The organism is Raoultella sp. (assembly GCF_039594335.1).
Lineage (GTDB): Bacteria > Pseudomonadota > Gammaproteobacteria > Enterobacterales > Enterobacteriaceae > Klebsiella.
On the sequence record NZ_JBCNNS010000058.1, the window covers coordinates 1 to 12,966 of the forward strand.

The following is a 12,966-nucleotide window of genomic DNA, read 5'->3' on the forward strand; positions in this document are numbered from 1 at the left end:
GTGCAGGAAAAGGCTGATTTGCTGCCGCACCTGCAGTTCCTGGCAAGCCAAATGAACTTCCTCGATATCGTACCGATTTCTGCAGAAACAGGCATGAACGTCGATACCATCGCCGGGATCGTACGCAAACATCTGCCGGAAGCGATTCATCACTTCCCGGAAGATTATATTACCGACCGTTCTCAGCGCTTTATGGCTTCCGAAATCATCCGCGAAAAGCTGATGCGTTTCCTTGGCGCCGAGTTGCCGTATTCGGTGACGGTTGAGATCGAGCGTTTCCAGACCAACGAACGCGGCGGTTACGATATTAACGGCCTGATTCTGGTTGAGCGTGAAGGTCAGAAGAAGATGGTCATTGGCAACAAAGGCGCCAAAATTAAAACCATCGGTATTGAAGCGCGTAAAGACATGCAGGATATGTTTGAAGCGCCGGTGCACCTTGAACTGTGGGTGAAGGTCAAATCCGGCTGGGCCGACGACGAGCGCGCGTTGCGCAGCCTCGGTTATGTTGACGATCTCTGAGTTTGATACTCCATGGCTTTCGTGGTGCAGGCAGTCGGCAAGACCGTGAGTCCCCGGGAGCTTACGTTAGTAAGTGATTCGGGTGAGAGGGTGCGGCCAACGCTCCTGCAACCTGAAAGACGACGAGTATGATGGAAGGCTGGCAGCGCGCTTTCGTTCTGCATAGTCGTCCCTGGAGCGAAACCAGCCTGATGCTGGACGTCTTCACGGAGGAGTCGGGCCGCGTGCGCCTGGTCGCAAAAGGCGCACGTTCTAAACGCTCCAACCTCAAAGGCGCTCTCCAGCCTTTTACCCCTTTACTCCTGCGCTTTGGCGGTCGTGGCGAAGTGAAAACGCTACGTAGCGCCGAAGCCGTTTCATTGGCTCTTCCGCTCTGCGGCATCACGCTTTACAGCGGTCTGTATGTCAATGAGTTGCTTTCCCGCGTGCTCGAACATGAAACGCGCTTCTCCGAGCTTTTTTTCGATTACCTGCACTGTCTGCAGGCACTGGCTGGTGCCAGCGGTACGCCGGAGCCGGCGTTGCGCCGTTTTGAACTGGCGCTGCTGGGGCATCTGGGCTATGGCGTCGATTTCCTCCACTGCGCCGGCAGCGGCGAAGCGGTAGAGGACACTATGACCTATCGCTATCGTGAAGAAAAAGGCTTTATCGCCAGCGTGGTCATTGATAACAACACCTTTACCGGGCACCATCTGAAGGCGCTGGCTAACCGTGAGTTCCCGGATAGCGATGCGCTACGTGCCGCAAAGCGCTTTACCCGTATCGCCCTGAAACCGTATCTTGGCGGTAAACCGCTGAAGAGCCGGGAGCTGTTTCGCCAGTTTATGCCCGCCCGCGCGGCGCGAGCAGCAGATAAAACGAATAACGATCAATGAGGATTGTCATGGCTGAATTACTGTTAGGGGTCAATATTGACCATATTGCGACACTGCGTAATGCTCGCGGCACTGCTTATCCGGATCCGGTACAGGCGGCCTTTATCGCCGAGCAGGCTGGCGCCGACGGAATTACAGTGCACCTGCGCGAGGACCGTCGCCATATTACCGACCGCGATGTTCGTATTCTGCGCCAGACGCTGGATACCCGAATGAATCTGGAGATGGCGGTCACCGAAGAGATGCTGGCTATCGCCTGTGAGACCAAACCGCATTTCTGCTGTCTGGTTCCGGAAAAGCGTCAGGAAGTAACGACAGAAGGTGGTCTGGATGTGGCGGGCCAGCGCGATAAAATGCGCGCCGCCTGCACGCGTCTTGCCGATGCCGGAATTCTGGTCTCGCTGTTCATCGATGCCGATGCTGAGCAAATTAAAGCTGCGGCGGAGGTTGGCGCGCCGTATATCGAAATCCATACCGGTTGCTATGCGGATGCTGAAACCGACGCTCAGCAGGCAAAAGAGCTTGAGCGCATCACGACGGCGGCTGCCTATGCCGCGAGCCTTGGCCTCAAGGTTAATGCCGGTCACGGCCTGACCTACCATAACGTACAGGCGATCGCCCGCATTCCTCAGATGCATGAGTTGAACATTGGTCATGCAATCATCGGCCGTGCGGTGATGAGCGGTCTGAAAGAGGCGGTTGCCGAAATGAAACGCCTGATGCAGGAAGCGCGCGCGTAATGGCTATTCTGGGGCTGGGCACCGATATTGTTGAAATTGCTCGTATTGAAGCAGTGATCTCCCGCAGCGGCGATCGTCTCGCCCGGCGGGTGCTTAGCGACAACGAGTGGGTGATATGGGCGCAGCACCAGCAGCCGGTGCGTTTTCTGGCAAAACGTTTTGCGGTGAAAGAGGCAGCGGCGAAAGCTCTGGGGACCGGTATCCGTAACGGTCTGGCTTTTAATCAGTTCGAAGTTTACAACGATGAACTGGGCAAGCCTAAGCTACGCTTATGGGGCGAGGCGAAGAACCTGGCGGAGCGTCTGGGAGTCAGTCGCATTCACGTAACGCTGGCCGATGAACGCCATTACGCTTGTGCTACGGTTATCGTGGAGAGTTAGCGCTTGCTGACCGCGGTATCAGATTTTGTCCGCGTGATGCATTAGTACGAACTTGTCCCAGAGTTGTTCTTCATTTTCGACGTGTGCCGGATCTTTCAGAATCGTATTCGGGATCGGGCACACTTTCTGACAGGTGGGCGTTTCGTAGTGGCCCACGCATTCCGTGCAGCGGTCGCTGTTAATCTCATAAATGCTGTGACCCATCGAAATGGCCTCGTTAGGGCATTCCGGTTCGCACATATCGCAATTGATGCATTTTTTGGTGATTAACAGCGCCATCGGGAAATTCTCAGAAACAACACAAACAGGGCGGGCATTATACGCCCATTTTCTGTTCACACCAGTTTTTTCACCAGCGCTTCGCTGTGCCGGATACGCTCCGGCGCATGTTCAAGATCCTGTTGAACCAGCGCCATAAACAGCAGATCGGTGAGCATCATCTGCGCGCTGGTGGAGGAGATCGCCGCGCTGCGGGTCGCCTGCTCTTCGGCGATTGTGTACAGGCACTGCGTGGCCTGCTGTTGCAGGGCGTTGGGGGTGAAGCCCGTGATCGCCAGGATCCGACAGCCCACGCGCAGCGCTTCTCCGGCGGCCATATTGATTTCACGACGTTCGCCAGAATAGGAGATGGCTAACAGCAGATCGTCTGACGACATGGCCTGCACGGTGGCGAGCAGGGCATGCATATCCTGTTCGGAAACAGCGTTAATGCCGATCTTCATCAGCTTCCAGCTGAAATTGCGCGCCACCAGGCCGGATGCACCAATACCGGTAATAATCACCCGGCGCGCATGGCGCAGCAGCGCAACGGCTTCCAGCAGCTTCTCTTCGCTGTTCACATCCAGCGATGCATGCATGGCGGCCACGTTATCCTTAATCAGTTTTTCGCCCACCAGACGCAGTGGATCGTCGCCGCGGATCTGGTTATGCACCGGCACTGACTGAGGATTGGGCGCACTGGCCAGCGCTTCGCTGAGCGCCAGCTTCAGCGCCGGGAACCCTTTAAACCCCATCTTCTGCGAGAATTTCACGACGCTGGACTGGCTGACACCTGACTCGCCTGCCAGCTGTTGCGAACTCAGGTGGCGGGTCTGGTCCGGCTGAGCCAGAATAAAGTCTGCCAGCTTCTTATCGCTTGCTGCCAGCGACGGGTAGCGCTGGCGGATGCGGATTAAACAGTTCATCGGTTTTCCTCAGGACAACTTTCGCCCTCTGCTGAAAGAATTTTGTATTCGATTATAAGAGGATTGCGGCGAATTAAAAATTCTACCGCTGAGATTTATTCACGGCAGAGGAATTGCCTCAACCCAGGCTTAACGTTGGCGGATGTTTTCTCTGTTCATGGCACAAGACTGTTAAGCTAGCGGTCTCAGAGACAAAATTCGATAAAAAGAGGTCAGGTTTGAAGAGTAGCATGCAGCGAGTGGTTTTTTTTGATCTCGATGGAACGTTACATCAACAGGATATGTTCGGCAGCTTCTTACGCTATGTCTTGCGTCACCAGCCCCTGAATCTGCTGCTGGTTGCGCCGCTGTTGCCGGTTATTCTGGCAGGGCTGGCGATAAACGGCCGGGCGGCGCGCTGGCCGATGAGTCTGCTGCTGTGGGCATCGACGTTTGGGCGCAGTGAGCGCGCGCTAAAGCGCCTTGAGGCCGATTTTGTCCGCTGGTTCCGCCAGCGAGTAACGGCCTTCCCGGTAGTTCAGGCCCGGTTGTCGGACTATCTGACCCGGCACGATGCTGACGTCTGGCTGATTACCGGGTCGCCGCAATCGCTGGTGGAACAGGTCTACGGCGATACGGCCTGGTTGCCGAGGGTGAATATCATTGCCAGTCGGATGGAGCGCAGTTGCGGAGGTTGGGGCCTGTCGCTACGCTGTCTGGGCCATGAAAAGGTGGCGCAACTTGAGCAGAAGATCGGTGCGCCGCTGCAGCTGTACAGCGGCTATAGCGATAGCGAGCAGGATAATCCGCTGCTTCATTTTTGCCAGCACCGCTGGCGGGTCACCCCGCAGGGCGATCTCCACCAGCTAGAATAGTGTGCAATGCTAGTCGGCCATGTATAATGCGGCCCGCTTTTTCCGCAGGAGTGCCCGTTTTGTCTGACCATGAACTGACCGATGAATACTGGATGCGTCACGCCCTGACGCTGGCTAAACGCGCCTGGGAAGAGGGCGAAGTGCCGGTTGGCGCCGTACTGGTGCATAACAATCAGGTTATCGGCGAAGGTTGGAACCGACCTATCGGGCGCCACGATCCTACGGCGCATGCCGAAATTATGGCGCTGCGTCAGGGGGGACTGGTACTGAAAAACTATCGCCTGATTGACGCGACGCTGTATGTCACGCTTGAACCGTGCGTGATGTGCGCGGGGGCGATGGTGCATAGCCGGATTTCGCGGTTGGTATTTGGTGCCCGGGATGCAAAAACCGGCGCAGCCGGCTCGCTAATAGATGTCCTGCACCATCCGGGGATGAATCATCGGGTGGAGATCAGTGAAGGTATTCTGGCGGAGTCGTGCTCAGGTATGCTTAGCGACTTTTTCCGCTGGCGGCGGGAAGAGAAAAAAGCCTTGAAAAAGGCGCGCCGGCTCGGGGACGCTTAGCGGCTCAGTCCGGGAATCTTCAGTCTGGCGTTGTCGACTAACGATTCCGCGCGAAACTGGAAAAAGGGCAGCACCTGCTGTTCTTTATCCAGTTCATCCGGCATCACTGCCGGATAGTCTCCGGCAAGCGCCAGCCGCTGTTCATCTTTTTTCTCTTTCTCCGACAGGTATCCCACCAGGCTGATGTGATATTTGCGGATGTTCTCGACGTAGGCGTATGCCTCGTGACCGCGGGCGTAGCCATATTTCAGTCGGCTGTAATAAGATTTCTGACTAAGCAGCGGCAGGCGCTGTTTCACGTCCGCCCAGCTGTCGGGATTGCCTTTCTGTCTTTTTGTCAGCGAGATGGCGTCCAGAATATGGGCGTAGCCCATATTGTAAGCCGCCAGCGCAAACCAGATTCGTTCATCTTTGGGGACCGAGTCCGGGATTTTATTCATCATATCCTGCAAGTAGCGCATACCGCCGCTGAGGCTCTGCTCTGCATCGGTACGGTCGGTTAATCCCAGGCTCTGCGCAGTATTGCGGGTCAGCATCATTATGCCGCGCACCCCGGTTGGCGAGGTGGCCTGCGGATCCCAGTGCGACTCCTGCCATGAAATGGCCGCCAGCAGGCGCCAGTCGATCTGACGCGCGTATTTCTCAAACATTGGCTGTAGGTCCGGCAGAATAGTATCGACGGCGCGCAGGAACGTCCGGGTATCGACATAATCGAAATCGTTACCGTGTCCGAGGTATTTTTCTTCCAGTCGTGCCAGAGTACCGTTTTCATTCATATTGTTGAAGAAATCCAGCATCGCCGCCGAGAGCGAGTTGTCTTCGCTCCTGGCGCTAAACCAGGTCACCGGCTGTTCATCGCTGATATCCAGGGCGACCGCCAGTTCCGGATGTACGCGCTGGAACAGGCTAATCGCCACCGAATCTGCAATGGTGTAATCCACTTCGCCATCGATAACCGCCTGCATCAGCGCTGTCGTCCCGCGTTTTTCATCCACGCGCCAGCCGAGATCCGGGTATTTATTCCCTTTCAGCGTCTGCAGGTCGTTAATGGCGACGTGCCCTGGGGCAATCACCAACTGTTCTGCCGTGAGGTTGGCGAGGCTGCGTGGGCGCGGCGTGCCAACCCGGTAGACCAGCTGCTGCGACACCGAATAGTAGCCTGGCCCGGCCTGATAGTTTTTGACCCGCTCTGAGTTGTAGACCAGCCCGGCAGCTAACATATCGGCATTACCGTTATCAAGGTCATCGAACAGCTGACTGATATTCTGGCGGACAGTCACCTTCAGCCTGACGCCGAGATAATTGGCAAACTGTTCTGCCATCTCGTAATCCAGCCCGTAGGATTTGTTATTGATGGTCGCGAAGGTGAGCGGCGAATTGATGGTGCTGATGCGCAGCTCACCGCGCGCCATAATTCCGGCGACACGGTTCTCCGGCTTTCCTGACCACGGGATCGACGGCCACAGGGCAGCCGCCAGCAATAGGGTCACAATGCCGATGAGCAGATAATTAATCTTTAATTTTTTCAGAGAGTTAATCTTCTGCAGCTCTGTGTTCCTCAGCAGGCTATTAGCGGAAAAGTAAAAAGAGAGTCTTCGAATGAGCGGCATTTTGCTTAAGAATGCGTCAGTTGGCAACTTATTCGCGGAGAAGGTCACATTAATTGATAAACCAGGTGAACAATTTTATTTCCACGCAAACGGTTTCGTCGAGGCTCAGGATTCACTATAATGGCGCCCGTTTCCCCCCTGGCTCATATTGAAAGCTGCGAAGACGAGAGACTTATGATGGAAATTTTGCGTGGTTCACCTGCACTGTCGGCATTTCGTGTTAATAAACTGCTGGCACGTTTCCAGGCGGCCAACCTGCCGGTTAGCACAATATATGCAGAGTATGTTCATTTTGCCGAACTGAACGCGCCGTTAAGCGGTGATGAGCGTGAAAGGCTGGCACGACTGCTCAAGTATGGCCCAAGCTTAAACAGCCATACCCCAACCGGTAAATTACTGCTCGTCACCCCCCGCCCTGGCACCATCTCCCCCTGGTCTTCTAAAGCTACCGATATCGCCCATAACTGCGGTCTGTCGCAGGTTGTGCGCCTTGAGCGCGGCGTGGCGTACTATGTGGAAGCCAGTACGCTGAGTGAAGCACAATGGGCCGCTGTCGCGAGTGAACTCCACGACCGGATGATGGAAAGCGTCTTTGATGCGCTGGAAGAGGGCGAAAAGCTGTTCGCTCAACATCAACCGACGCCAGTGACCAGCGTCGATCTGCTGGGGCAGGGACGTCAGGCGCTGATTGATGCCAACCTCCGTCTGGGGCTGGCGCTGGCGGAAGACGAAATCGACTACCTGCAGGATGCGTTCAACAAGCTTGGCCGCAACCCGAATGACATCGAACTGTATATGTTTGCCCAGGCGAACTCTGAGCACTGCCGCCACAAGATTTTTAACGCCGACTGGGTTATTGATGGTGAACAGCAGCCGAAGTCGCTGTTCAAGATGATCAAAAACACCTTCGAAAAGACGCCGGATTACGTCCTGTCCGCCTATAAAGACAACGCTGCGGTCATGGAAGGTTCTCAGGTAGGGCGCTTCTTTGCCGATCGCGAAAAAGGCCGCTATGACTTCCATCAGGAAGACGCCCATATCCTGATGAAAGTGGAAACACACAACCACCCGACGGCCATCTCTCCATGGCCGGGTGCGGCGACCGGCTCCGGCGGTGAAATCCGCGATGAAGGGGCAACCGGTCGCGGAGCGAAACCGAAAGCCGGTCTTGTCGGTTTCTCGGTCTCTAACCTGCGGATTCCCGGCTTTGAACAGCCGTGGGAAGAAGATTTCGGCAAGCCAGAGCGTATTGTGACCGCTCTGGATATCATGACCGACGGCCCGTTGGGCGGCGCCGCGTTTAACAACGAATTCGGTCGTCCGGCGCTGAACGGCTATTTCCGTACCTATGAAGAAAAAGTGACCAGCCACAACGGCGAAGAGCTACGCGGTTATCATAAACCGATCATGCTGGCGGGCGGGATTGGTAACATCCGTGGCGAGCATGTGCAGAAAGGTGAAATTACCGTTGGGGCGAAACTGATTGTCCTTGGTGGCCCGGCGATGAATATCGGCCTGGGCGGCGGCGCGGCTTCTTCAATGGCATCCGGTCAGTCCGACGCGGATCTTGATTTTGCCTCCGTACAGCGTGATAACCCGGAAATGGAACGCCGTTGCCAGGAGGTGATCGACCGCTGCTGGCAACTGGGCGATGCAAACCCGATTCTGTTTATCCACGACGTCGGTGCTGGCGGTCTGTCTAATGCCATGCCGGAACTGGTTAGCGACGGTGGGCGCGGCGGTAAATTCCAGCTGCGCGATATTCTGAGCGATGAGCCGGGCATGAGTCCGCTGGAAATCTGGTGTAACGAATCCCAGGAGCGCTATGTGCTGGCGGTTGCGCCGGAACAGCTGCCGCTGTTTGATGAGCTGTGCCGCCGTGAGCGCGCACCGTACGCGGTGATCGGTGAAGCCACCGAAGAACTGCATCTGAACATGGGCGATGCTCACTTCAACGACCAGCCGATCGACCTGCCGCTGGATGTGCTGCTGGGTAAAACGCCGAAAATGACCCGCGATGTTCAGACCCTGAAAGTGAAAGGTGATGCGTTGGATCGCCAGGATATCACTCTCGCCGACGCGGTGAATCGCGTTCTGCATTTGCCGGCAGTGGCGGAAAAAACCTTCCTTGTCACCATCGGCGACCGTACCGTCACCGGGATGGTTGCGCGCGATCAGATGGTCGGCCCCTGGCAGATTCCGGTAGCGAACTGCGCGGTAACCACCGCCAGCCTCGATAGCTACTATGGCGAAGCGATGGCGATTGGCGAACGTGCGCCGGTCGCGCTGTTGGACTTTGCCGCCTCTGCTCGCCTGGCCGTCGGTGAAGCGCTGACTAACGTTGCGGCAACGCAAATTGGCGCGTTGAATCGCGTGAAGCTTTCTGCAAACTGGATGGCCGCGGCTGGTCATCCGGGTGAAGATGCCGGTCTGTATGAAGCGGTAAAAGCGGTTGGCGAAGAGCTGTGTCCGGCTTTGGGTTTGACTATTCCGGTGGGTAAAGACTCGATGTCGATGAAAACCCGCTGGCAGGACGGCAGTGAACAGCGCGAGATGACTTCGCCGCTGTCGCTGGTGATTTCCGCCTTTGCCCGCGTGGAAGATGTGCGCCATACCGTAACGCCACAGCTTTCCACGGAAGATAACGCCCTGCTGCTGATTGATTTAGGCAAAGGTCGTAACGCGCTCGGCGCCACCGCGCTGGCGCAGGTTTACCGTCAACTGGGCGATGTTCCGGCCGACGTACGCGATGTCGCACAGCTGAAAGGCTTCTGGGATGCTATGCAGGCGCTGGTGGCCGATCGTAAGCTGCTGGCTTACCACGACCGCTCTGATGGCGGACTGCTGGTGACGCTGGCTGAGATGGCCTTTACCGGTCATTGCGGCCTGACGGCAGATATCGCCGCGCTGGGTGACGATCGTCTGGCCGCGCTGTTTAACGAAGAACTGGGCGCGGTTATCCAGGTGCGTGCAGCGGATCGCGAAGCGGTTGAAGCCCTGCTGGCTTCTCACGGCCTGGCGGATTGTGTCCACTATCTGGGCCAGGCGACGGAAGGTGACCGCTTTGTCATCACCGCCGAAGGGCATCCGGTGTTCAGCGAAAGTCGTACCACACTTCGTATCTGGTGGGCAGAAACCACCTGGCAGATGCAGCGTCTGCGCGACAACCCGGAGTGCGCTGATAGCGAGCACGAAGCGAAGCGCCGCGAAGACGATCCGGGCCTTAACGTGAAGCTCTCCTTCGATATCAACGAAGATATTGCCGCACCGTACATCGCCACCGGCGCCCGTCCGAAGGTAGCGGTACTGCGTGAGCAAGGTGTTAACTCCCACGTTGAGATGGCGGCAGCCTTCCACCGCGCGGGCTTTGATGCGATCGATGTTCACATGAGCGACCTGCTGGCGGGACGTACCGGACTGGCCGATTTCCAGGCGCTGGTGGCTTGCGGCGGTTTCTCCTATGGTGACGTACTGGGGGCGGGCGAAGGCTGGGCGAAATCCATTCTGTTTAACGAGCGCGTGCGCGATGAGTTTGCCACCTTTTTCCACCGTCCTCAGACGTTGGCTTTGGGGGTCTGTAATGGTTGTCAGATGATGTCCAATCTGCGTGAGCTGATCCCAGGAAGTGAGCTGTGGCCGCGTTTTGTGCGTAACTATTCCGACCGTTTTGAAGCGCGCTTCAGCCTGGTCGAAGTAACGCAAAGCCCGTCGCTGCTGCTGCAGGGCATGGTTGGTTCAATGATGCCGATTGCTGTTTCTCACGGTGAAGGGCAGGTGGAAGTGCGTGACAGCGCGCATCTGGCTCAGCTGGAGAGCAAAGGTCTGGTGGCGCTGCGCTTTGTCGATAACTTCGGTAAGGTGACGGAGAGCTATCCGGCTAACCCGAACGGTTCACCGAACGGGATCACCGCCGTGACCAGCGAAAGCGGTCGTGCGACGATCATGATGCCACATCCTGAGCGCGTATTCCGCACGGTGGCTAACTCCTGGCATCCGGAAAACTGGGGCGAGGATAGCCCGTGGATGCGCATCTTCCGCAATGCGCGTAAACAGCTGGGTTAATATCCGGCGAGTGATACAGGAGCCGCCGCGTTGGCGGATCCTGCCAGGCTGAATCGTAATGTATCAAGCCCCCGACTTTGTGCGGGGGCTTTTTCGTTTGTGACGGCGGTCGCTTGAAGGTGTCGGGAATTGCCGACAAACACCGGTGAGGGGTGTCGCTAATTGGAGACACTTAACTTATTGATTTTTAATGAGGTAGAAAAATATGGTGCTATGTGTTGCTAAATGGCGACACTGTGGCTAAAAATACACCGCGTCAGGAATTCGCGTCTGATGTTATAAAATCATTATTTTTCAGTGTATTAATAATTTATTTTGCTATGTGGCATAGTTAATGCATAATAATAAGCAGTGGCTCATTCACCTTCTTATGTCAGCCCCTTCGGGACGCGCTACATAAACTTCGAATGACGCACAACAAGGTGCCTGCCGTCCAACTTCTGATAACAGCTTTGCTTTATCAACCATCGGGCGAAACGTCGAGTTAGGCACCGCCTTATTCCATAACAAAGCCAGGCCGATGCCTGGCTTTGTTTTATTCGCGGCATGACAATTTGCCGATGGCCGGACTGGCTGCTTGCCATGCCGCCCCCGGTTATCGAAGCGCCGCGGGGTTCTCTTATCAGCTGTCAGGTCTATTTTTCGACTTTCGCCCGGCAGAAAGGTCGATTGCACCTGTTACTCTGCCGCGTCCTCAGTTAGCATCGTGATGAGCTAATGATTGAGACCCTATCCTTGAAGCGAATCTCTTTTTTCCCCCGTTCGTTGCGTCAGTTGGTCACGCTCTCGTTTGTGTTGATTCTGCTGCCGCTGCTGGTTCTGGCCTGGCAGGCTTGGCAGAGCCTGAATGCGCTTAGCGCGCAGGCCGCGCATATTAACCGCACGACGCTTGTCGATGCCCGGCGCAGCGAGGCGATGGTGAACGCGTCGCTGGAAATGGAACGTAGCTACCGGCAGTACTGTGTACTGGACGATCCGACGCTGGCGAAGGTCTATCAAAATCAGCGTAAACACTACAGCGAGATGCTTGACGCTCATGCCGGGGTGCTACCGGACGAAAAAATCTGGCAGGCACTAAGCCAGGAGCTGAACGACCTTGCGCAGCTCAGGTGCAATAACAGCAGCCCGGATGCGAAATCGGGCGCCAGCCTTGAAGCCTTTGCCGCCGCCAATAGCGAGATGGTTCAGGCCACCCGAACGGTGGTTTATTCACGCGGACAACAGCTCCAGCAGGAGATTGCCGAACGCGGGCAGTTTTTTGGCTGGCAGGCGCTGGTCCTTTTTCTGCTAAGTCTGGCGCTGGTTCTGCTGTTTACCCGGATGATTATCGGTCCGGTAAAAGGGATCGAGAAAATGATTAACCGGCTGGGAGAGGGGAAGTCACTGGACAATGCGGCGCTGTTTACCGGTCCGCGCGAACTGCGTTCCGTCGGTGAGCGAATCATCTGGCTGAGCGAGCGTCTCGCCTGGCTTGAATCGCAGCGCCATCAGTTTTTACGCCATCTTTCACACGAGCTGAAAACGCCGCTCGCCAGCATGCGGGAAGGCACCGAGCTGCTGGCCGACCGTGTGGCCGGGCCGTTGACCACGGAACAGCAGGAGATTGTCGAAATTCTCGATAGCAGCAGCCGCAATCTGCAAAAACTGATTGAGCAGTTGCTGGACTACAATCGTAAACAGGCCGATGGCCCGGTCCCGCGTGAAATCGTTGATATTGCTGAACTGGTTGATAATGTCGTGGCCGCTCACAGCTTGCCGGCCCGCGCAAAAATGATGCATACCGCGATTCAGCTGGCGGAGCGTACCTGCCTGGCTGAACCGGCATTATTAATCAGCGTGATGGATAATCTCTATTCCAATGCGGTGCACTATGGGGCTGAATCCGGTAACATTCGTATTCATAGCTACCGGTACGGCGAGCAGGTTCACATAGATGTGATCAACAGCGGCGAACCGATCCCGCAGGCGGAGAAAAAGATGATTTTCGAGCCTTTTTATCAGGGAAGCCATCAGCGTAAAGGGGCGGTAAAAGGCAGCGGTCTGGGACTGAGTATTGCCCGGGACTGCGTCCGACAAATGCAGGGTGAGCTTAGCCTGGAAGAGAGTGAACCCGGGCTTATCTGTTTTCGCATAACGCTACCCGCCACTGAGCCGGGAAAAACCAACACATGAA

Annotated in this window: 11 protein-coding genes; 8 read left to right on the forward strand and 3 right to left on the reverse strand. The window is 56.1% G+C overall.

Annotated elements, in window-relative coordinates:
• From era to acpS, 4 genes are all read left to right on the forward strand, one after another.
• A partial coding sequence (gene era, locus ACZAHD_RS12160; RefSeq protein WP_462457000.1) for a GTPase Era occupies nt 1–522 on the forward strand: 522 nt, incomplete at its 5' end.
• Nucleotides 523–653: 131 nt separating this feature from the next.
• Complete coding sequence (recO, locus tag ACZAHD_RS12165) at nt 654–1,397, forward strand: DNA repair protein RecO (protein WP_462457019.1); 744 nt, start codon at nt 654–656, stop codon at nt 1,395–1,397.
• Between the two features lie 8 nt (nt 1,398–1,405).
• Nucleotides 1,406–2,137, forward strand: a complete 732-nt coding sequence (pdxJ, locus tag ACZAHD_RS12170) for a pyridoxine 5'-phosphate synthase (RefSeq protein ID WP_462457001.1) — start codon at nt 1,406–1,408, stop codon at nt 2,135–2,137.
• Nucleotides 2,137–2,517, forward strand: a complete 381-nt coding sequence (gene acpS, locus ACZAHD_RS12175) for a holo-ACP synthase (RefSeq protein ID WP_462457002.1) — start codon at nt 2,137–2,139, stop codon at nt 2,515–2,517. Before pdxJ ends, acpS begins: the two co-directional genes overlap by 1 nt.
• A gap of 18 nt (nt 2,518–2,535) precedes the next feature.
• On the opposite strand, the gene ACZAHD_RS12180 is transcribed toward acpS, so the two are convergent.
• Together ACZAHD_RS12180 and ACZAHD_RS12185 are read right to left on the reverse strand one after the other, a co-directional pair.
• The gene (locus ACZAHD_RS12180; protein ID WP_462457003.1) at nt 2,536–2,796 is read right to left on the reverse strand and encodes a YfhL family 4Fe-4S dicluster ferredoxin; all 261 of its coding nucleotides are present in this window, start codon (nt 2,794–2,796) and stop codon (nt 2,536–2,538) included.
• Between the two features lie 56 nt (nt 2,797–2,852).
• Nucleotides 2,853–3,701: a MurR/RpiR family transcriptional regulator gene (locus ACZAHD_RS12185; protein ID WP_462457004.1), complete on the reverse strand. Its 849-nt coding sequence runs from the start codon at nt 3,699–3,701 to the stop codon at nt 2,853–2,855.
• A 230-nt stretch (nt 3,702–3,931) separates the two neighbouring features.
• Between ACZAHD_RS12185 and yfhb the strand changes: the two genes are divergently transcribed.
• The gene (yfhb, locus tag ACZAHD_RS12190; RefSeq protein ID WP_462457005.1) at nt 3,932–4,555 is read left to right on the forward strand and encodes a phosphatidylglycerophosphatase C; all 624 of its coding nucleotides are present in this window, start codon (nt 3,932–3,934) and stop codon (nt 4,553–4,555) included.
• Between the two features lie 59 nt (nt 4,556–4,614).
• Nucleotides 4,615–5,121, forward strand: a complete 507-nt coding sequence (gene tadA / locus ACZAHD_RS12195) for a tRNA adenosine(34) deaminase TadA (RefSeq protein ID WP_462457006.1) — start codon at nt 4,615–4,617, stop codon at nt 5,119–5,121.
• Here tadA and mltF read toward each other — a convergent pair.
• Entirely contained in the window at nt 5,118–6,731 is a 1,614-nt protein-coding gene (mltF, locus tag ACZAHD_RS12200; RefSeq protein WP_462457007.1) for a membrane-bound lytic murein transglycosylase MltF, read from the reverse strand. The two genes, tadA and mltF, sit on opposite strands and share 4 nt — an antisense overlap.
• 174 nt (nt 6,732–6,905) lie before the next feature.
• Here mltF and purL point away from each other — a divergent pair, with 174 nt between their 5' ends.
• Together purL and ACZAHD_RS12210 are read left to right on the forward strand one after the other, a co-directional pair.
• Nucleotides 6,906–10,793 (forward strand): phosphoribosylformylglycinamidine synthase, encoded by a 3,888-nt coding sequence (gene purL / locus ACZAHD_RS12205; RefSeq protein WP_462457008.1) that lies wholly within the window; start codon nt 6,906–6,908, stop codon nt 10,791–10,793.
• 735 nt (nt 10,794–11,528) lie between these two features.
• Nucleotides 11,529–12,965 carry a sensor histidine kinase gene (locus tag ACZAHD_RS12210; RefSeq protein WP_462457020.1) on the forward strand — a complete coding sequence of 479 codons (1,437 nt, stop codon included), beginning with the start codon at nt 11,529–11,531 and terminating at the stop codon, nt 12,963–12,965.
• The last annotated feature ends 1 nt before the right edge of the window (nt 12,966 follow it).